Below are 20762 nucleotides of genomic sequence, written 5' to 3'. Positions count from 1 at the left end.
GCTTCGGGGTGAGTGCGTTCGCCTGTGGGTAGGGTACGCATACTGACGGTTTGGAACTCTGGCGGAAGGAGCTCGGATGTCGCCGGAGTGGCAGGACTCGCTGGTCGGCTGGTTCGACGACTGGGCTGCCCACGTCCACTGGCTCTCGCTGATCACCATCCCGATCTTCACCGGAGTGATCGGCTGGCTGATCAACTGGTCCGGCCTCTACATGCTCTTCGCCCCGCTCACCTTCAAGGGGTTCCAGGTGCCCGGGCTGCGGGAGCTGACCAGGGTGCTGCCGCACAAGCTGCAGGAGGTCCCGGGCTTCGCCCAGGGCGGCCTCGGCTGGCAGGGCATCATCCCCGCGCGCGCCGCGAAGATGGGCTCGATCGCCGTCGACAAGGCGATCGCCAAGCTCGGCACCCCCAGCGACTTCTACCAGCAGCTCGGCCCCTCGGAGATCGCCACGCACATCGTCGAGACGTTCCGTCCCGAGGTGCCCGAGCTGGTCGACCAGATCATGATGCGTGAGCATCCGCGGCTCTGGCGCGACCTGCCACAAGCGGTCAAGGACGCGATCGTGACCAGGGTCCAGGCGCAGCTCCCGACCATCGTGCACAAGGTCACCGACGACATCGGGGTGCACATCGACCAGCTGCTCGACCCGAAGCTGATGGTCATCGACCACTTCCGCAAGAACCCCGCCCTGGTGGTCCGGATCTTCCGTGACTTCGGCCAGCGCGAGCTCAATCTGATGGTTGCCTTCGGGTTCATCTTCGGGTTCCTGCTGGGCATCCCGGTGGCGCTGATCGACCAGACCTTCCACGTGTGGTGGCTGCTTCCCGTGCTCGGCGTGGTCGTCGGCTGGGTGACCAACCTGCTCGGCATGTGGCTGATCTTCGAGCCCGCCGAGCCGCGTCGGGTCCTCGGGATCAAGGTGCAGGGCCTCTTCCCGCGCCGCCAGGAGCAGGCGGCCGAGGTCTACGCCGACATCATCGCCACCGACGTGATCACGCTCGAGCGGATCGGTGACTTCCTGCTCGACGGTCCGCGCGGCGATGCCACCCGCAAGCTGCTGATCAACGCCCTGATGCCCGCGGTCGACCGCGCGGCCGGGCCCTACCGGGGCGCCGTACGGATAGCGCTCGGGTCGGAGCGGTTCGACCGGATCAGCACCTCGGTCGCCAACGAGGCGGCGGACCGTACGCTGGTGCCGTTCCGTGACCCCGGGTTCAGTCGCCACCAGGCGGACAAGATCCGCGACCTGGTCGCGCGGCGCACCAAGGAGCTTCCACCGGGCGATTTCGTGGACATGATGAGGTCAGCGATCAAGGAGGACGAATGGATGCTCTACGCCCATGGCGCGATCATGGGGCTCGCGGGCGGCTTCCTGCACCTTCTCATCTTTCCGACATGAGCGAGGCGTCATGAGTCTTCTGCGAAAGGTCGTCCCGACCGCCTCCGCCGTGGCCGACACCGCTCCCGGCCTGGCGAGGGTGGCGGCAGGCGCTGCCTGGCACACCGCCGGGTGGGGGCTGCGCACCTCCAGCCGGGCCGGCCTCAGGGTCGCCCGGGCGATGGTCGACCAGGACGTACGCCAGGGGTTGGTGCGGGAGGCCGCCGAGGCCGTGGGGATCGTCGCCGGCACCGCCGCCCAGATCATCATGCCCGGCCCGAAGCCGGCGTTGGAGCTCTCCTCGTCCGACTACGAGGACGCCGGCCACGACGTCGTGCTCGCCCGTACGCGCGAGACCGAGGCGTCCCCGGACTCCCTGCCGGTCCTGCGCCGTCGCGGCGCGGAGCTGCTCGACCGGTCCCGTGACGTCTGGGCCGATGAGCAGGGGCACCCTGCGTACGGACGGATCCTCGACGAGCTCGCGCCCGACGAGGCGCGGATGCTGCTCTACCTGCTCCAGGCGGGACCTCAACCGTCGGTCGACGTGCGCACCGGGGGACCGGCCGGTCTCGTCGGCAGCACCATGATCGCGCCCGGTCTCACCATGATCGCCGGGCGCAGCGGCGTGCGCTATCCGGAGCGGGTGCCGGCCTACCTCAACAACCTGTTCCGGCTGGGGCTGGTGTGGTTCTCCAAGGAGCCGCTGCCCGACCCGCTGGAGTATCAGGTCCTCGAGGCGCAGCCCGACGTGCTGGAGGCGCTGCACTCGGTGAAGTTCGCCAAGATCGTACGCCGCTCGGTGCACCTGACGCCGTTCGGTGAGGCCTTCGGGCGCACCACCCTGGTGGACGAGGGTTCGGCCGAGTCCGCCTACCCGGAGCACCAGGCGCCGGTGACCGGCGGGGCGGACCTGCCCAAGGCCTGACCGAGTGCGGGGAAGGTCGGGGATGTGGGCCCGTCCGGTATTCTGGGCCTGTTCCCCGATCGTTCAGCAACCCTCGCCGGACCTGGCTCGAGGCCTGGGTAGGAGCCCCCTCACTTGGCGCGCAAAGTCGTTCGTCCCATGCCCTTCCACCGTGTCGTGACCCGGTTCGCGGCCCTCATCGGGGTGGCCGCGGTGACAGGGCTGGTCGCCTCCGGACTGGCGATCCCGTTCATCCATCTGACGGGGGTCGCGGCCAAGTCAGGGGCCGAGGCGATGGACGAGCTGCCGCTCGACATCGACATGGGTGAGCTGTCGCAGACCACGCGCATCCTGGACGCGCACGGCAAGGTGATCACCACCCTGTTCGACCAGAACCGCTCCTACAAGTCGCTCGACGAGATCTCGCCGCACATGCCGACGGCACTGCTCGCGATCGAGGACAGCCGCTTCTACGAGCACGGCGCGATGGATCTCAAGGGCACGCTGCGGGCGCTGCTGCGCAACTCGGCTTCCGAGTCCGGCTCGGTGCAGGGTGGCTCCTCGATCACTCAGCAGCTGGTCAAGACCACGCTCGTCTACGGCGCCGACACCGACGAGGAGCGGGCCGCGGCGATCGAGAAGTCCACGGCGCGCAAGATTCGCGAGCTCCGCTACGCGATCTGGCTCGAGGAGCATCACGACAAGGACTGGATCCTCGAGCGCTACCTCAACGCGGCCTACTTCGGTGACTCCGCCTACGGGGTGCAGGCGGCCGCGAAGCACTACTTCGGCGTCGACGCCGCCGACCTGACCTGGGGCCAGGCCTCGATGCTCGCGGGGATGGTGAAGAACCCGACCGGCTACGACCCGACCGACTACCCCGACGCCACGCTGGCCCGGCGCAACTTGGTCCTCGAGCGGCTGGCCCAGGTCGGCGAGCTGCCGCGGGCCGAGGCCGAGTCGCTCAAGGAGAGCGAGCTCGGGCTCAACGTCCAGGACAGCCGCAACGGGTGCTTCGGGTCGTCGGCGGAGTTCTTCTGCGACTACGCGCTGCAGTGGCTGCTCGCCGACGAGTCGCTGGGTGCGACCGAGGCCGAGCGCTGGCGGCTGCTGCAGACCGGCGGCCTGACCATCAAGACGACCCTCGACGCGAGCTTCCAGAAGGCCGCGCAGCGGTCGGTGAGCAACCGCGTCTCGCCGACCGACAACGCCGTCGGCGCGCTGGCGATGGTCGAGCCCGGCACCGGCCAGGTCAAGGCGCTCGCGCAGTCGAGGCCGATGGGCGAGAACCGTCGCAAGGGCGAGTCCTACCTCAACTACCTGGTGCCGAAGGAATACGGCGACGCCAACGGATTCCAGGCGGGGTCGACGTTCAAGGTGTTCGTCGGCGCTGCGGCGATCGAGAAGGGCTTCCCGCTCAAGCAGTCGATCCCCTCGCCGCCTCGCAAGACGTTCAACCAGGCCTCCTTCGCCAACTGCCCCGGCGAGGGCAACTTCAGTCCCAACCCCTACCCGGTCGGCAACTCGACCACCTCGGGCAACAAGAACCTCTACACCGGCACCCGCGAGTCGGTGAACACCTTCTATGTCCGGCTCGAGCAGTTCACCGGCGTCTGCGCCCCCTACACGCTCGCCAAGAAGATGGGTGTCAGCCTGACCGACCCCGCCCACGAGCGGGTGCCGTCCTTCACCCTCGGCCCGGTCGACGTGTCCCCGTTGGAGATGGCCGAGGCGTACGCCACGTTCGGCGCCCGCGGCAAGCACTGCGACTCGCGGCCGGTGACCGCGATCATCGGCCCCGACGGGAGCACGATGAAGGAGTACGCGGCCTCGTGCGAGCAGGTGATGCGCGCCGGCACGGCCGACGCCATGAACGACATCCTCCGCGGCGTACTGCAGCCCGGTGGCTTCGGGCAGCGCCTCGCGCTGAGCGTGCCGTCGGCCGGCAAGACCGGCACCACGAACAGCAACCGCGCGGTCTGGTTCAACGGCTACACCCCGAAGCTCGCGACCGCCTCGATGATCGCCGGCGCCGACTACGAGGGCAACTGGGTCACCCTCAACGGGCAGCGCCTGCGCGGCGGCTACGTCGCCTCGGCGTCAGGATCCACCGTTGCCGGTCCGATGTGGTCCGACGCGATGCGGGCGATCGACGGCAAGCTCGGCTCCGCGAACTTCGTACGCCCCGGCGCCGCGGTCGTCAACGGCAAGGGCGTCAAGATCCCGAAGGTCGAGGGGCTCTCGGTCGCCAAGGCCACCGCCCGGCTCAAGGCGGCCGGGTTCAAGCCGGTCGTCGGCAAGCGGGTCCGGTCGCACTGGAAGAAGGGCACCGTGGTCGGCACCGCTCCCGCCAGCCGGGCGCTCAAGGGCGCGACCGTCGAGATGCTCGTGTCGAAGTGGCGCGGGTAGGCGCGCGGTGGCGGTTCGTCTAGGTATGCAGGGCAACCGCCACTTCCCTGGTGGAGTTCCGCGTGGGATGTGACCGTTCGGCTGCATACCTAGATGAGCGTACGCTGCGCTGCGCCGCGCCCGCCGGGGCCGTACGTTTCGACGAGCGGCCCCGGTGAGCAAGCAGGCGCCGCGGCGGCCGTTCGTCTAGGTATGCAGGTCAGCCGTCACTTCCCTGGTGGAGTTCCGCGTGGGGAGTGCGGGTTCGGCTGCATACCTAGATGAACGTACGCTCCGCTGCGCCGCGCCCGCCGGGGCCGTACGTTTCGACGAGCGGCCCCGGTGAGCACGCAGGCGGGGCGGCGGCCGTTCGTCTAGGTATGCAGGTCAACCGCCACTTCCCTGGCGGAGTTCCGCGTGGGATGTGACAGTTCGGCTGCATACCTAGACGAACATACCCCCCGCGCGCCGCGCCGCAGCCGCCTCGACGGCCTCCCGGAAGGCGCGGGTGACGTAGTCGGGGACTGGGAGGCCGCGGTCGCGGGCCCAGAGGAGCTCCTGCTCGACCCGGGCCACGTCGGCGGCGAGGTCGCGGCCTTCGTGATCGACCCCCAGGGTCTCCATGACGTTGCCGAAGTCGGCCAACTGGGTGACGTTGTTGACCCCGACGGGCGCGAAGGAGATCCGGCGCATGCGCCTGACCAGCCATTTCTGCCAGGCGGCGAGGGTCGCCCAGTGGGCGCGGGCGGAGAGCTGGTAGAAGGCGTAGTGGCCGGGCTCCTGGCGTTTGATCGGCGCGATGACGGTCTCGGCGACGGCGTGCTCGCCGGTCTCGATGACTCCGTCGTGGAGCAGGTTGTAGGCGATCACGGCGGACCGCTCGGTGGCCATCCCGGTCAGGTAGTAGAGCATCCGGCAGACGTCCTGGAACGGCTCCAGGTGGGCCAGCAGGCCGAGCACCCTCAGCTTGAACCCGACGTGCTCGAGGTCGGTCGTGGCCGGCGGGCGGCCGAGGATCTGCTGGAGCCGGTCGAGGATCAACCCGTGCTGGATCTCCTGAGGCTGCCACACCTCGGCGTAGAACCGCTTGTCCACCTCGGGCGGGTTGGGAAGCATGGTCGAGATCTCGAGTACGTTGCGGTCGACCTCGAGCTCGACGCGCGCCATGTAGTCGAGCACATGGCCGAATCGGGCGCCGAACCCGGCCGGGTCGTTCACGGTGAAGTCGACCGAGTCCATCGGGATCGGCGGGTGCTCCTCGCCGAGGCGCGCGACATGAGCGACGAGACGGTCGTTTTCGGTCTGCATGGAGGCGGCTCCTGGTGGTGGGTCAGGCAGCGCCTCCAGTGTGCCCGTCGCACCCGGGGTTGTAATGCGATTTAGGAGTGTTGGCCTCGACACACACCGTGAGGGAGGCTCCCGAGGCCCGACCATAGGAGAGGGATGGTCAGGCGGAGCGCGAGCGGGCGTGCCGAGGCCAACACGTTCAGAGGCCGAGTCTCAGGGCGTCCCGGCGGCGCCGTCCGCCCCGCCCGACTCGCCCGCCCCCTCGGTGGCGGACTCGGTGGCGGACGGCGTCTCGGTCGGGGTCTCGGAAGGAGTCTCGGAAGGAGTCTCCGTGGGTGTCGGATCCACGGTGGGTGTCTCGGTGGGGGTCTCTGTGGGAGTGGGATCGTCGGTCGGAGCGGGGGAGCCGGTCGGGTCCGGGTCGGAGGTCGGCGAGGGGACGACGGACCCGCCACCACCGGGGGAGGGTGAGGCCGATGGTGACGGGACCGAAGGCGTGGTGGACCCACCACTGGGCGTACCGGTGGCTCCGCCCGCGGTGGACCCGCCGGGGGAGCGCCGGGGAGGCTGCGCGCTGGGCGTGGCTCCCGAGAGCGGCTCGAGGTCGGAGGAGGACGTGACCGGGATCTGCGCAGCGGGCAGGACGACGCCGGTGGGTGCCTCGAACGTGCCCAGGCGATAGCCGGACGCGATCTGCAGGACGGCGGAGACGTACGCCTGGCTGTGGTTGTAGCGCAGCACCGCCGAGCGCTGCCCGGCCTCGGTGGACAGGTCGGCGGAGCCGGAGCAGAGGTAGACGGCCGCGGCGAGCGCGGCATCGTCGACGTCCTGCGGGTCTCGGCGACCGTCACCGTCGGCGTCGACACCGACCTCGGACCACGTCGAGGGGATGAACTGCATCGGGCCGACGGCACGGTCGTAGGTGAGGTCACGGTCGTAGGACCCGCCGTCGGTGTCCGTGATCCGCGCGGTCGCGCCGGCCCCGGTGAGGGGTACGCCGTAGATGCCCGGGGTGGCGACGCCGGTGGCGGACAGCGTGTTGCCGCCGGCGCGCCCGTGGTCGGACTCGACCCGGCCGATGGCCGCGATCAGCGACCAGTCGAGCCCGCAGCGCGGGTCGGCGTCGGCGAGCACGGAGGCCGCCCGCTGGTAGGCCGCGAGCGCTACCTCGGGGATCATGCCCGAAGCTGCGTTCGCAGCGAATCCGGCCGGCTTGGCCGCGAGCGTGGGGGTCGCCTTCGGGAGGGGCTTGACCGCCGAGACGCTCACCGGCGGCCGCAGCTCCTGCTCCGGTACGTCGATCGGCACCCGGCTCACCTCGGCCGAGGCGTCGAGCGGCCGGGCTTCCTGGATCGCGTGGATCGTCCAGGCGGCGGTGGCAGCGGCGACGGGGATCGCGGCTGCCTTGATCAGCAGACCGGGTCGTGGGGTCATCCTCGGTCACATCCTCAGGTGGGCGACGGCGGTCGGTGACCCGATCAAGCCATCCAGTGAGCCCCGTCACAACCGCCAGCGGAAGATTCGCGCGAAGAAAGCCCGAAATTACTCACGTACGTGACAAGTTTTCGGATCTCAGCACCGGGACGGCTCCCACCACCGCCGCCGTCGCCACACAGATCAGCGCGACGCCGGCCGCGATCGCGACCGACCCGACGCCCAGTGCCGTCGCCACCGCGCCGGCCACGGCCGGGACCAGCGAGACGGGCCCGGCCCATCGGGATCCGGAGACGACCCCGCGCGCGGTCGACAGCAGGTTGGCGACGTGCCGGGCGTCGAGGTCCTCCAGGTGTACGTCGCGACCTCCGCCCACGGCCAGGTCAGCCGCGGCCAGCGCCTCGGCGTCGTCGGGGCGCGAGCTGACGAAGGCCACCACCCGGCCCTGCTCCTGCAGCTCGGCGACGACCCGCGTCCGCTTCTCCGCGGCGATCTCGGGCTGCCACCGCTCGATGCCGCAGGCCGCGGCCAGGTGCTCGGTCTCCCGGGCGGCGTCGTCGGAGACCAGGACGGGGGTCACGCCCGCGGCGACCAGCCGCGCCACCGACGCGTCGGCGTCGGCTCGCAGCTCGTCGCCGACGACGAGATAGCCCAGCGGCCGGTCGTCGAGCTCGACGCCGAGCACCGTGCCCAGGTCGGGGCGGTCGGCCATGCCGACCCACGACGGCCGCCCGACGCGTACGGGATGCTTGTCCACCGATCCCTGCACCCCGCAGCCGGGGACGGCTGCGAAACGGGTCACCTTGCCGCGCGGCGCGAGCCGGGCGACGGCGCGGGCGAGCGGGCCCTCGGCCTCGTGCTCGAGCGCTCCCGCGAACCAGCGCAGGCTGCGTACGTCGTCGGGGTCCAGGGGGTCGACGGTGGTCACCTTGAGGCGCCCGGTGGTCACCGTGCCCCAGCGGTCGAGCACGACCGCATCGACCCGGGCCGCCACCGCCCACGCCGGCCCGGGCACCGACTCGATCCCGTGTCGTGGCCCGGACCAGCCGGCGACGACGCGGGGGAACAACAGCCCCAGGACGTACGCCATCGCCGCACCAGCCACGAGAACGACCATCTCCGTCACCATGTTCACGCCCGGGTCAGCCGGTCTGCTGCTGATAGCGGTCGAAGTCGCTCTGGTCGCCGGCGACCCACAGTGGCACGCTCGCCTTGAGCAGCAGCAGGAGCTGGGTGACGAAGTCGGGGTCGCGCAGCGACTCCCCGAAGAGCTCGTTGATCTTCTTCCAGCGGTAGCGGATCGTCTGCGGGTGCACCCCGAGCACGGCCGCGATCGCGGGCGCGCTCTCCCGGGTCTCGAGCCAGACGAGCAGGGTCTCGGTGAGGATCTCGCGGGAGTTCTCCGACTCCGCGAGGAGCGGTTCGAGCAGCTCCTGGGCGAGCTGGCGGCGCATCACCGGCTCGGCGTGCAGCCAGATCTCGGTGCGGTAGGCGAGGCAGTCGATGACCGGCTTGGCCGGGATGACGCGCGCGTTGACCAGCGCCAGGGCGCGGTTCGCCCAGCGCCAGGCGGCGGGTACGTCCTCGGGTGGCACCGGCCAGCAGACGGCGACCCGGGACTTCGGCCCGGCCGCTGCCCGGACCTCCTTGGTCACCACCGCGGCGTCCGGAGAAGGGCAGATCACCACCTGGGTGGGCTCGCGCCGGCGGGTGAGGGCGGTGGACGACAGGGCGTCGGCGGTGATCCGGCTGCCGTCGCGCAGCTCGACCGCCATCACGGTCACCTTCTCGGGCAGCTCCCAGTCGCCCAGCGCCGCCTGCACCTCCATCTCGGCGGCGGAGGCGCCCGACAGCATCCGGTCGATCAGCCGCGCCCGGGCGACGTCGTTGTCCTGGTCACGCGCCTCCGTGCCGGCCTCGAACCCCGCGGTGACCTGCCCGGACAGGTGCTCGACGTAGGTCGTCATCATCTCGTTGAGCGCGTTCAGCGCGGCTGCGGAGAGCTCGTTCTCGACCGCCCTGCGGCGCAGCTCGTCCCAGAGCTCGGTGGTGGCCATGTCGATGGCCCGGTCGACGATGGCCCGTTCCTGGCCCAGCGCGGCGACCTTGAAACCGACCTTGCGGAAGTGGTCGTCGATGGCGACGTAGGGGGCTGACCGACCGAGGCCGAGGTCGATGAAGTGGGACATCGCGCCGTGCACGGCGGTGAAGATGAGCTCGTCGAAGCCGTCGGTCTCGGCGGGCAGGACCTCGCGCAGGTGACGGGTGATCTGGAGAGCGATCGGCCGCACTTCGCTCTCCAGGCTCTTCAACATCCATACGGCGGACCCGGGCAGGCCGGAGGACCGCTGCATCTGCGTCATCTCGTGCTCCGTTGCACGTCAGGCTCCTTCGTCCGACAAGCCCGAGAAGGTATCGACCACCATGGCACGGCTTTACCGAATCCGCCCCCTAAATCTGGTACCTCCGTGCCGCTGCGCGGGCTGGCGACTCGAGACCTGGAGACGCCCGGGCGTCGTCGACCGGGGGCAAATTTGTCATGCGCATGACAAATCCCGGCCCTGATTTGCCGAGGGAATAGATTTCCTCTCCCCTGTGACTGGCGCCACACGTACTGTCCCGGTCCAAGACGAACCCCACTTCGGCAGATCAGGGAGGTCCGCGATGGGCGGCACCGTGGAGGTCACCGGGCTCACCAAGAGCTTCGGGTCCCAGAACATCTGGAGCGACGTGACCCTCACGCTGCCCCCAGGCGAGATCACCGCGCTGCTGGGCCCCTCGGGCACCGGCAAGTCGGTGTTCCTCAAGTCGCTGATGGGGCTGTTGCGGCCCGAGGCCGGGAGATGCCTGGTCGACGGCGTCGACATGGTCAAGGCCCGGGAGTCGCAGCGGCAGGAGCTGCGCAAGCGGTTCGGGGTGCTCTTCCAGGACGGCGCGCTCTTCGGCTCGATGAGCGTCTTCGACAACGTCGCCTTCCCGCTGCGTGCCCACACTCGGAAGCGCGAGTCGGAGATCAAGCAGATCACCAACGAGAAGCTCGAGCTCGTCGGGTTGATGGGTCAGGAGCACAAGCTGCCCGGCGAGATCTCCGGTGGGATGCGCAAGCGCGCCGGCCTGGCCCGCTCGCTGGTCACCGAGCCCTCGATCATCCTGTGCGACGAGCCCGACTCGGGGCTCGACCCGGTGCGCACCGCCAACCTCGCCCAGCTCCTCGTCGACGTCAACGCGGCCACCGACGCCACGATGCTGGTGGTCACCCACAACATCGAGCTGGCCCGTACGCTCCCGGACAACCTCGGGATGCTCTACCGCCGGCGGCTGGTGATGTACGGCCCGCGCGAGGAGTTCCTGCTCACCGACCACCCGGTCGTCTCCCAGTTCATGAGCGGCGACCCGATCGGGCCGATCGGGATGAGCGAGGAGACCGACCACGGCGTCAACGACGACTACGTCGAGGGTGAGGCCTACTACCCTTCGGGGGGACTCGCGACCGTACGCGCCGGCGCTCGCGCCATCGAGGTGCTGCCGCGACAGCTCGCTCCCGCCAGCGGTGCGCCCCGCGAGGGTGCCGCGCGGCACGCGGAACGGGTCGCCAGCGGCGCCGCAGCGCTCTACACCGCCGACGACGACGAGGTTGACCGAGCCCCGGTAGCGGTACGCACCAAGGACCCGTTCAGCCGAGGGTTCGACCAGGTCGGGGCGCTCTTCGCCCTCGGCCTGGACACCTTCCGAGCCGCCTTCCGACGGCCGTTCGCGGCCCGCGAGCTGCTCGACCAGTTCTGGTTCGTCACCTCCGTCTCCTGGATCCCGGCGATGCTGGTCGCGATCCCGTTCGGCGCGGTGATCGCGCTGCAGCTCGGCACGCTCACCGTGCAGATCGGGGCGCAGTCCTTCACCGGCGCCGCCTCCGTCCTCGCCGTCGTACAGCAGGCCGCGCCGATCGTGACCTCGCTGGTCATCGCGGGAGCCGGAGGAGCGGCGATCTGCGCCGACCTGGGATCACGGACGATCCGCGACGAGATCGACGCGATGCGGGTGATCGCGGTCGATCCGATCCAGGCGCTCGTGGTGCCACGTGTGCTGGCGTGTGTGCTCGCCGCGGTGCTGCTCAACGGCCTGGTCAGCGTCGTCGGCGTCCTCGGCGGCTACTTCTTCAACGTCATCATCCAGGGCGGGACGCCCGGGGCGTACCTCTCTTCCTTCACCGCCCTCGCCCAGCTCTCCGACCTGTGGGTGGGCGAGATCAAGGCAGTCCTCTTCGGGCTCATCGCCGGCCTCGTCGCCGCCTTCCGCGGCCTCAACACCAAGCCCGGGCCCAAGGGAGTGGGGGAGGCGGTCAACCAGTCGGTCGTCATCACCTTCATGTTGCTCTTCTTCGTCAACTTCGTGATCACGACGCTCTATCTCGAGCTCGTTCCTGGGAAGGGTGCCTGATGGCGACCGTAGACGTGGTGAAGAAGCGGTCGCGGCTCGACCGCTCGTTGGACGGGCTGGTGCAGACCGGGAAGGACATCCGGTTCTACGGCAAGGTGCTGGCGGGCATCCCCTCAGCGATCAAGAACTATCCGCGGGAGATCCTCCGGATCCTCTCCGAGGTCTCCTTCGGCACCGGCGCGCTCGCGGTCATCGGCGGCACGATCGGGGTGATGACGGGGATGAGCATCTTCGTCGGCACGGTCGTCGGCATGCAGGGGTACGCCGCGCTCGACCAGATCGGCACCTCGACGCTCAACGGGTTCATCTCCGCCTACTTCAACACCCGCGAGATCGCCCCGCTGGTCGCCGCGCTCGCCATGAGCGCGACCGTCGGCGCCGGGTTCACCGCGCAGCTCGGCGCGATGCGGATCAACGAGGAGATCGACGCGGTCAAGGTGATGGGGCTGGGCACGATCCCCTACCTGGTCTCGACCCGCGTGGTCGCCGGCTTCGTGGCGATCATCCCGCTCTACGTGGTCGGGCTCCTGACGTCCTATTGGGGCTCGCGGATCGTGACCGTCCAGTTCCACGGGCAGTCGGCCGGGACGTACGACCACTACTTCCAGCTCTTCCTGCCGCCCATCGACATCCTGCTGAGCTTCGGGAAGGTGCTGATCTTCTCGATCCTGATCATCCTGATCCACTGCCGGCTGGGCTTCTACGCCAGCGGCGGGCCGTCCGGGGTGGGGATCGCGGTCGGACGCTCGGTGCGGCGGACCATCGTGGTCGTCGCGCTGCTCGACCTCGCGCTCTCGATGGCGATGTGGGGCGCGACGACGACAGTGAGGATCGCGGGATGAGTCTCTCGAGAGCTCGTGATGCCTTCCTCGGCCTCTGCTACCTGGCCGTGGTCGCCGCGGTGGCGCTCGGCGCCTGGCTCGCCTACGACCAGACCTTCGTCGACCGCTCCGAGGTCACGCTGACCACGGGCACCCTGGGCAACGCCCTCCAGGAGGGCTCCGACGTCAAGCTGCGCGGGGTGCCGGTCGGCACCGTCCGCACCGTCTCGGCCCGCGAGGGTGGCGCCGAGCTGACCCTGGCGTTGGAACCGGACGTACTCTCCGACCTCTCGTCCGACACCACCGCGCGGCTGCTGCCCAAGACCCTGTTCGGCGAGCGCTACGTGGCCCTGCAGCCGACGGCCGGCGGGCCGGAGCTCGAGGCCGGCGACGTCATCGAGCAGGACCGCTCCGACGAGGCGGTCGAGCTGGAGCAGGTGCTCGACGAGCTGCTTCCGGTGCTCAAGGCGATCCAGCCGCACAAGCTCAACGCGACGTTGAGCGAGCTGGCCACGATGCTGCGCGACAACGGCAACGACATCGGCGAGGTGTTCACGGCGTGGGCCGCCTATCTGGAGAAGCTCAACCCGCTGGTGCCGCAGATGACCGACGACCTCGCCGCGCTGGGACGGGTCGCGGGCCACTTCGAGGAGGCCGCGCCGGACCTGCTGGACGCGCTGGACACCATGACGCTGACCGCTGACACCCTCGTCGACCAGCAGAAACAGCTCGCCGAGACGTTCCGGTCGGTGACCACGACGGCTCGGGACAGCGACCGGTGGCTTGAGCGCAACCGGGAGACGATCGTGGTGCTCTCCGACACCTCGCGCGACGCGCTGCGCGCGGTCAGCCCGTACGCCTCGTCCTTCCCGTGCCTGTTCAGCGCGCTGCGCGACTACGCGCCGAAGATGGCCGAGAACCTCGGCAAGGACACCGACGAACCCGGGATCCATGCTCTGGTCAGCGTCACCGACATCCGCCAGCCCTACCGGCCCGGCTATGTGCCAGAGCTGCGCACCGGCGGTCCGCGATGTCCGTACGTCACCGGCCAGACCGGCAGCCAGCCGGCGGTCACCGGGACGGCCGACACCGTCGAGCAGATCGAGGCACCGCCGACGGACCGGGTGCGCACCTTCGGTGCGACGAGGGGCCTGGGCGAGCAGAACTCGAAGGGCGAGAACCAGCTGATCGCCGAGGTGATGGCACCTGCGGAAGGCATGACACCTGATGAGTACCCGACCTGGTCGAGCCTGCTGCTCGGCCCCACTCTGCGAGGCACGGAGGTGATCGTGCGATGAGCGAGCGTCAGCGAGCGACCAATCGACGTCACATCGGGCCGCGTCCGTATCCTTGCGCCTGCGCCACGGAGGTGGCCCGATGAAGATGAACAGTGGCGCTTCGGCCGCGGTGACGCTCACCAAGTCGGTGGTCTTCGCGCTGGTCACGGTCCTGGCGATGGCCGCGCTGGCGACGACGATCTCCAACGGGTCGAGCTCGTCGGGGCGTACGTTCACGGCGCTGTTCACCGACGTGACCAGCCTGAACAAGGGCGACGACGTGCGGATGGCCGGGGTGAAGATCGGCACCGTCCAGTCCATCGGGCTGCGCCACAACGACACCGCCGAGGTCGTCTTCACCGCCGCCGAGTCGGCGCCGATGGTCGAAGGCACCCGGGCCGAGCTGCGCTTCCGCAACCTGATCGGGCAGCGGTACATCGCCCTCGAACCAGGCGCTCCGGGTGGCGACCCGCTCAGGTCCGGTTACACGTTCTCGCTCGACGAGACCCGGCCGGCGCTGGACCTGACGATGCTCTTCAACGGCTTCCAGCCGCTGTTCAAGTTCCTGAACCCCGAGGACGTCAACAACCTCAGCGCGCAGATCATCGCGGTCTTCCAGGGGGAGGGGGCGACGGTGGAGTCGCTGCTCTCCTCGACCGCTTCGCTGACCTCGACGCTCGCCGACAGGGACCAGGTGATCGGCGACCTGATCACCAACCTCAACTCGGTGCTCGAGGTGGTCAGCGAGCGCACCGGGATGCTCGACACCACGCTGGTGACGCTGCAGCGCCTGGTCACCGGCCTGGCCGCCGACCGCAAGACCCTCGGCTCGACCATCAAGGGGATGGGATCGCTCTCGCAGAGCATCACCGGTCTCCTGGAGGAGGGCCGCCAGCCGCTGCGCGACTCCATCGACTCCCTCGGCGACGTGTCGGAGAACCTCGCCGAGAACGACGAGGCGCTGACGAAGTTCCTCACCACCATGCCGCAGAAGACCGACGCGATCGGCCGGATGGCCTCCTACGGCGGCTGGCTCAACTTCTACATCTGCTCCATCGACGGGCGGATCCCGAAACCCGAGGGCTACTACGGCGACCTCGGTGTGGACTCGCCGGCAGGAAGGTGCCAATGATGGCCCGCTATCCGAAGTCGTTCGCCGAACGCAACAAGATCGTCATCGCGGTGGTCGGGATCCTCGCCATGGCCGGCGTCTTCATCGCCACGTTCAACGCCGAGGACCTTCCCGTCATCGGGGGTGGGAAGACCTACGAGGCCTACTTCGCCGAGGCCGCCGGGATCCGGCCCGGCGACGAGGCCCGGGTCGCCGGGGTCAAGGTCGGCGAGGTCTCCTCGCTCGAGCTCGAAGGTGACAAGGTGCTGATCAGGTTCCGCGCCGAGGACGTCACGCTCGGCTCGCAGACGACCGCGTCGATCAAGGTGAAGACACTGCTCGGGCGCAAGTTCCTCGCCCTGGACCCGGGCGGCTCGGGAGAGCTGCGCGACCCGATCCCCGTGTCTCGGACCACGACGCCCTACGACGTCAACGCCGCCTTCTCCGACCTCTCCACCACCGTCGAGAAGATCGATATGGCCCAGGTCGAGGAGTCGATGGACGCATTGTCGGAGGTCTTCGAGGACACTCCCGAGGACGTACGCGGCATGGTCTCCGGCCTCACCCGGCTCTCCCGCACGATCTCCTCACGGGACCAGGAGCTGGCCGAGCTGATGAGGACCACGACCACCGTCACCGGTGCCCTCACCGAGCGGAACCAGGAGATCGGGCTCCTGATCGAGGACGGCGACAAGCTCCTCGAGGAGCTCGCAGCGCGCCGGCAGGCGATCCACCAGATGCTCACCTACACCGACGACCTCGCCACGCAGGTCACCGGACTGGTCAAGGACAACCAGAAGCGGCTGCAGCCGGCGCTCGACAAGCTCGACCAGGTCGCCGTCATCCTGCAGCGCAACCAGGACCACCTCGACAAGGCGCTCTCCCAGATCGGCGCTTACTACCGCGTCGTCGGTGCCTCGATGAGCAACGGTCCCTGGATCGACGTCTACGGCTGCGGTCTCTTCGACGAGAACAACGCGCCGGTGCTCGACAACGACGTCACCCGCGACTGCAAGCCGGGAGGGACGAGATGAGACGGGTCATCGCTGGGTTGCTCGTGATCGCGGTCGTCGGTGCGATCGGGTGGGGTGCTGCGTACGGGATCCGAAAGGGAGATCGTGGGACCACCTTCTCCGCGCTCTTCGAAGCCTCCGTCGGCCTCTACCCCGGCTCTGACGTGCAGATTCTCGGTGTGCCTGTCGGGAAGGTGGACTCGGTGACCCCTGCAGGGGAACACGTGAAGGTCACCATGACCCTCGACCCCGGCCAGACCGCGGCCGCGGACACCGAAGCCGTGATCGTGGCCCCGACACTGGTCTCGGACCGCTTCGTGCAGCTCACCGAGCCGTACGTCGACGGGCCCGAGCTCCGCGACGGCACCGTCATCGAGGAGACGGCCGTGCCGGTCGAGATCGACGATCTCTACGCCTCGCTGACCGAGACCGGCAAGCAGCTTGGTCCCGACGGTGCCAACCGGAACGGTGCGCTGTCGCGGTTCCTCGAGGTGATCGCGGCCAACCTCGACGGGCAGGGCTCCGACATCAACCAGGTGATCCGGGAAGGTGCCGACGCGTCGGCGACCCTGGCCGACGTCGACCAGGACTTCTTCGCGACCGTCGAGAACCTCGACTCCTTCAACAAGACGCTGCTGGAGCACGACGACGGTGTCCGTGATGCCAACCGCCGGTTCGCGAAGGTCACCGACTATCTGGCCGAGGACCGCGACGATCTCGCCTCCGCGGTCAGCAACCTCGGCGAGGCGCTGGCGCTGCTGGAGACGTTCATCGAGGACAACCGCAGCCAGATGCGCACCAGCGTCGAGGACCTGCAGGGGCCGACCCAGGTCCTCGTCGACCAGAACGAGTCGCTCGAGGAGGCGGTCGCCACGATCCCGTTGGTGCTGCAGAAGTTCGTCAACGCCTACGACCCGGGCTCCAACACCCTGGTCGGTCGCACCAACCTGAACGAGCTGAGCGTCTGGTCCGGCGACGGCCTGACCGGGCAGACCTCGGAGGACGCACCGCCGGTCCTGCTGCCCGGTGTCGGCTCCGGAACGGGAGAGGAGCAGTGATGACCATGATCCGGTGGCCGAGCCTGTCGAGAGCCGCGGTCGTCCTTGCCGCTGCCGCACTGACTCTTTCCGGCTGCGGTCTCGGTGCCGTCAGCGGAGGTGTCTACGAGGCGCCGCTGCCCGGCGGTGCCGACGTCGGGGAGGACCCGATCACGCTGAGCGCGGAGTTCGGCGACGTCCTCGACCTCGTCCCTCAGTCCAGCGTCAAGGTCGACAACGTCGCGGTCGGCCGGGTCTCCAAGATCCGCCTCGCCGAGGACGGCCGCAGCGCGCGGGTGTCGCTGGTGGTCAGGGAGGACGTCGAGCTCCCTGCCGGCACCACGGCGCGGCTGCAGCAGACCTCGCTGCTCGGAGAGAAGTACGTCGCGCTGATCCGCCCCGCCACGCCGGTGGCCGGCTCGCCCCTGGGCGACGGTGCGGTCCTCGGGCGCGGCGACACCGACGCGGCCGCTCAGGTCGAGGAGGTGCTCGGGGCGCTGTCGATGGTGCTGAACAGCGGCGGGATCGCGCAGTTCCAGGAGATCTCCCGCGAGATGCAGAAGATCTCCGACGGTCGGCCCGAGGAGATCAAGGCCTTCCTGGCCGAGATGGACCGGTTCGTCTCCGTCCTCGACTCTCGATCGGCCTCGATCACCTCCGCCATCGAGTCGCTCAACCAGCTCGCGGTCACGCTGGAGAAGGACAAGACGAAGATCGCCAGCGCCCTGGAAGGCCTCTCGCCCGGCATGCAGGTGCTCGTCGACCAGCGGCCGCAGCTGGTCGCGATGCTGAAGGCTCTCGACAAGCTGTCCAAGGTCACGATCAGCACCCTCGACCAGGCGCAGGACGACATCGTCGCCGACCTGAAGCTGCTCGACCCGATCCTCGACCAGCTCGCCAAGGCCGGCTCCGACCTGCCCTATGCGCTGGAGATCCTCTTCACCTACCCGTTCCCCGACGAGGTGCTCAACGCGATCCGCGGTGACTACATGAACCTGTTCATGATCACGAACTTCCGCACTCCTGAAGGCTGCCAGGCCAAGGGCTGCGAATGGTTGCAGCCGGTGGACGACGGCGAGTTCGGCGGAGCAGGCGCCTCGCGGTCCGGGACCTCGGGTGCGCCGCCTGGACTGCTGCCGTCGACCAGCTCGCCGGTGCCGGGGTCGTCCTCGCCCGCGATCCCGGGGGAGTCGATCCTGCCTTCTGACGGGGGCTCGTCGTCCTCGTCCTCGGACCCCTCGCAGTCCGGGTCGTCCTCACCGTCGTCCTCGTCCGACCCGTCGGAGTCCCCCTCCGATACCCCCGGGTCGCCGTCCGGCTCGCCGGCCGGGTCGGAGCCGGCGACCTCCGATTCCTCGCCGGAAGGCGCTGCCCCTGACGCCGGCTCCGTGGAAGGGAGCGAGTGATGCAACGACTCACCCGACGCGTACACGTCAAGCTCAGCGCCTTCGTCGCCCTGGCCCTCCTGGGCACGAGCTACGTCGGCGCCCGCTACGTCGGCCTCGACCTGTTCGAGGAGCCCTATCGCGTCGACGTCTCGCTGCCCGAGGGCGGCGGACTCTTCGTCAACTCGGAAGTGACCTACCGCGGAGTGCCCGTGGGCGAGGTGACGTCCCTGGAGGCAGGTTCGGACGGCGTCCGGGCGGTCCTGGAGATCGAGGGCGACGCCCCGGCCATCCCGTCCGACGTGACCGTGAAGGTCGCCAACCGGTCGGCCATCGGCGAGCAGTATCTGGACCTCCGTGGCGGCGCGGTCGGGACGTCGCGGCTCTCGGACGGCGACCGGCTCTCGGCGGGGGAGGAGGCGTTGCCGTACGACGCCTCCCAGGTCATCGAGACCGGCCGCGACTTCGTCGCCTCGGTGCCTGAGGAGGCGCTGGTGACGACGATCGACGAGTCCTACCTGCTGTCCCAGGGCGCCGGCTTCGACCTGCGGAAGCTGATCGACACGTCGCTGTCGTTCCAGCAGGAGGCCGACCGCAACTTTCTGGTCTCGGCGAGCCTGATCCGCAACTCCGACCAGGTGCTCGCGACCCAGGAGGAGTCGGCGACCAGCATCAAGGCGTGGAGCAACGACCTCGCGCTCTTCTCCTCGACGCTGGCCGATTCCGACAAGGACCTGCGCGAGCTGATCGGCGCCGCCCCTGGCGCGGCTGCCGAGATCTCGCTGCTCGTCAAGGAGGTCGGGCAGCCGCTCGGCATCCTGATGAGCAACCTGGTCACGCCCGCCACCCTCTTCGGGACCAACGCCGCCGCGCTCGAGTCGACGTTCGTGACGGTGCCGGAGGCGGTCAGCATCGGCTGGGCGATCAACACCTCGCAAGGACCACGGCTGAGCCTGATGCCGTCGTTCTTCAACCCACCGCCGTGCGTCTCCGGGTATGAGGGGACCGAGCTGCGGGCCGGCACGGATGTCAGCAAGGGCAAACCGTTCAACGAGGCGGCGGGCTGCCAGGACGTACCGAAAACCACGAAGACCGAGACAGCCGAGCCGGGGACCGTTAGCGTCCCCACCACGCTCGCCGGACTGATGGGGGAGCGATGAGCACATCAACGCAGAGTCGAACGGAGACCTCGGTGGCCGAGCAGAAGTCACCAGGGTCTGAACGACGTGGCCCCACGCTTGTCGAGACCACCGAAGAGCCGAGGTCGACCCGCGAGCGGGTGCTCACCTGGGCGCTCCCGGTGGTCGCCGTGTGCGTGCTGGCCGCCGGCCTGTTCTCCTGGTGGCGGGCGAGCGGTCACGACCAGGAGATGGTCGACGAGGCCGCGCGGCGTGACCGGGTGCTGATCGTCGCCACCAGCCACATCGAGACCCTCAACTCGCTCGATCACCGCAAGATCGACGAGGGTCTGAAGGGCTGGGCCGCGGTCACCACCGGCACCCTGCACGACCAGCTCACCAGCGTCTCCGAGGAGGACCGCAAGGTCCTCGCCGAGCAGAAGAAGATCTCGACCGGGTCGGTGATGGACGCCGCCGTCACCGAGCTCGACGACGACAGCGCGACCGTGATCGCCGCGGTCGAGATCACGGTCCGTGACGGCTCTGCTTCCGGTGAGGACGCCGAGCCGACCGTCAAACGGAACCGGTTTGCGGCCGACCTGGTCAAGGTCGGTGACGACTGGCTCCTGGAGAGCCTCGAGCAGGTAGCGGTGAATATGTCATGACCCTTCTCCCCACCTCCGTACGCCGCTGGGCGCCGTTCCTCGCCGCGCTCGCCCTGATCCTCGGGCTGGGTGCGTTCTGGCAGGCCGACCGCGAACGCAAGACCGACCACGTCGGCAACCGCGCCGTCGTCGACACCGAGGCCACCACCGAGGTGCAGTCGGCCATCTCCACCGGTCTGCTCCAGGTCTTCTCCTACGACTTCTCCGACCCCGCTCCGACCGCTGCCGCGGCGGACGAGTTCCTCGCCGGCGACGCCCGCAAGGAGTACGACCTGCTCTTCAAGCAGCTCCAGGACAAGGCTCCCGGCCAGAAGCTCGTGCTCAGCGCCCAGGTGCAGGTCGCCGCGGTCAAGTCCCTCGACGCCGACTCCGCCGAGCTGCTCGTCTTCCTCGACCAGGCCTCCCAGCGCTCCACCGACAAGGAGTCCTCCATCTCCGCCGCCCAGATCGCCGTCGAAGCCGCCAAGGTGGACGGTGCCTGGAAGGTGACCGCCCTGGACCTCTTCTGAC

17 protein-coding genes are annotated in these 20762 nt (G+C 69.3%); 13 read left to right on the top strand and 4 right to left on the bottom strand.

What is annotated here, in order from left to right:
- The first annotated feature begins 76 nt into the window (after positions 1-76).
- The 3 genes from WBG06_RS03675 to WBG06_RS03665 all read left to right on the top strand — a co-directional run bounded on the left by WBG06_RS03675 (position 77) and on the right by WBG06_RS03665 (position 4691).
- Positions 77-1399 carry a hypothetical protein gene (locus WBG06_RS03675; protein WP_336735153.1) on the top strand — a complete coding sequence of 441 codons (1323 nt, stop codon included), beginning with the start codon at positions 77-79 and terminating at the stop codon, positions 1397-1399.
- 10 nt (positions 1400-1409) lie between these two features.
- Positions 1410-2303 (top strand): Abi-alpha family protein, encoded by an 894-nt coding sequence (locus WBG06_RS03670; protein WP_336735152.1) that lies wholly within the window; start codon positions 1410-1412, stop codon positions 2301-2303.
- Positions 2304-2441: 138 nt separating this feature from the next.
- On the top strand, positions 2442-4691 hold the full coding sequence (locus WBG06_RS03665; RefSeq protein WP_336735151.1) for a transglycosylase domain-containing protein: 2250 nt from the start codon (positions 2442-2444) through the stop codon (positions 4689-4691).
- A gap of 423 nt (positions 4692-5114) precedes the next feature.
- On the opposite strand, the gene WBG06_RS03660 is transcribed toward WBG06_RS03665, so the two are convergent.
- The 4 genes from WBG06_RS03660 to WBG06_RS03645 all read right to left on the bottom strand — a co-directional run bounded on the left by WBG06_RS03660 (position 5115) and on the right by WBG06_RS03645 (position 9754).
- Positions 5115-5978 (bottom strand): GTP-binding protein LepA, encoded by an 864-nt coding sequence (locus WBG06_RS03660; RefSeq protein ID WP_336735150.1) that lies wholly within the window; start codon positions 5976-5978, stop codon positions 5115-5117.
- A gap of 192 nt (positions 5979-6170) precedes the next feature.
- Positions 6171-7391, bottom strand: a complete 1221-nt coding sequence (locus WBG06_RS03655) for a lytic transglycosylase domain-containing protein (RefSeq protein ID WP_336735149.1) — start codon at positions 7389-7391, stop codon at positions 6171-6173.
- Between the two features lie 112 nt (positions 7392-7503).
- Positions 7504-8508: an HAD family hydrolase gene (locus WBG06_RS03650; RefSeq protein ID WP_336735148.1), complete on the bottom strand. Its 1005-nt coding sequence runs from the start codon at positions 8506-8508 to the stop codon at positions 7504-7506.
- 25 nt (positions 8509-8533) lie between these two features.
- A complete protein-coding gene (locus WBG06_RS03645) occupies positions 8534-9754 on the bottom strand; it encodes a PucR family transcriptional regulator (protein ID WP_336735147.1) in 1221 nt (406 codons plus the stop codon).
- Positions 9755-10055: 301 nt separating this feature from the next.
- Between WBG06_RS03645 and WBG06_RS26505 the strand changes: the two genes are divergently transcribed.
- The 10 genes from WBG06_RS26505 to WBG06_RS03590 all read left to right on the top strand — a co-directional run bounded on the left by WBG06_RS26505 (position 10056) and on the right by WBG06_RS03590 (position 20761).
- The gene (locus tag WBG06_RS26505) at positions 10056-11825 is read left to right on the top strand and encodes an ABC transporter permease (protein WP_442945405.1); all 1770 of its coding nucleotides are present in this window, start codon (positions 10056-10058) and stop codon (positions 11823-11825) included.
- Positions 11825-12667 (top strand): MlaE family ABC transporter permease, encoded by an 843-nt coding sequence (locus WBG06_RS03630; protein ID WP_336735146.1) that lies wholly within the window; start codon positions 11825-11827, stop codon positions 12665-12667. Before WBG06_RS26505 ends, WBG06_RS03630 begins: the two co-directional genes overlap by 1 nt.
- Positions 12664-13944, top strand: coding sequence for an MCE family protein (locus tag WBG06_RS03625; RefSeq protein ID WP_336735145.1), 1281 nt, complete (start codon positions 12664-12666; stop codon positions 13942-13944). The genes WBG06_RS03630 and WBG06_RS03625 overlap by 4 nt, the downstream gene beginning before the upstream one ends.
- Before the next feature lie 79 nt (positions 13945-14023).
- Complete coding sequence (locus tag WBG06_RS03620; protein WP_336735144.1) at positions 14024-15055, top strand: MlaD family protein; 1032 nt, start codon at positions 14024-14026, stop codon at positions 15053-15055.
- Positions 15055-16068, top strand: coding sequence for an MCE family protein (locus tag WBG06_RS03615; protein WP_336735143.1), 1014 nt, complete (start codon positions 15055-15057; stop codon positions 16066-16068). The genes WBG06_RS03620 and WBG06_RS03615 overlap by 1 nt, the downstream gene beginning before the upstream one ends.
- Positions 16065-17105, top strand: coding sequence for an MCE family protein (locus tag WBG06_RS03610; RefSeq protein ID WP_336735142.1), 1041 nt, complete (start codon positions 16065-16067; stop codon positions 17103-17105). Before WBG06_RS03615 ends, WBG06_RS03610 begins: the two co-directional genes overlap by 4 nt.
- Positions 17105-18490, top strand: a complete 1386-nt coding sequence (locus WBG06_RS03605) for an MCE family protein (RefSeq protein WP_336735141.1) — start codon at positions 17105-17107, stop codon at positions 18488-18490. Before WBG06_RS03610 ends, WBG06_RS03605 begins: the two co-directional genes overlap by 1 nt.
- Complete coding sequence (locus WBG06_RS03600; RefSeq protein ID WP_336735140.1) at positions 18490-19629, top strand: MlaD family protein; 1140 nt, start codon at positions 18490-18492, stop codon at positions 19627-19629. Before WBG06_RS03605 ends, WBG06_RS03600 begins: the two co-directional genes overlap by 1 nt.
- A gap of 32 nt (positions 19630-19661) precedes the next feature.
- The gene (locus WBG06_RS03595) at positions 19662-20252 is read left to right on the top strand and encodes a hypothetical protein (RefSeq protein ID WP_336735139.1); all 591 of its coding nucleotides are present in this window, start codon (positions 19662-19664) and stop codon (positions 20250-20252) included.
- A complete protein-coding gene (locus tag WBG06_RS03590; protein ID WP_336735138.1) occupies positions 20249-20761 on the top strand; it encodes a hypothetical protein in 513 nt (170 codons plus the stop codon). Before WBG06_RS03595 ends, WBG06_RS03590 begins: the two co-directional genes overlap by 4 nt.
- Position 20762: the final 1 nt, after the last annotated feature.

The sequence above is a fragment of the Nocardioides sp. CCNWLW239 genome (genome assembly GCF_037137035.1).
GTDB lineage: Bacteria > Actinomycetota > Actinomycetes > Propionibacteriales > Nocardioidaceae > Nocardioides.
The sequence above is the reverse complement of the archived record's forward strand: the minus strand, read 5'-3'. Positions and strand labels throughout refer to the sequence as shown.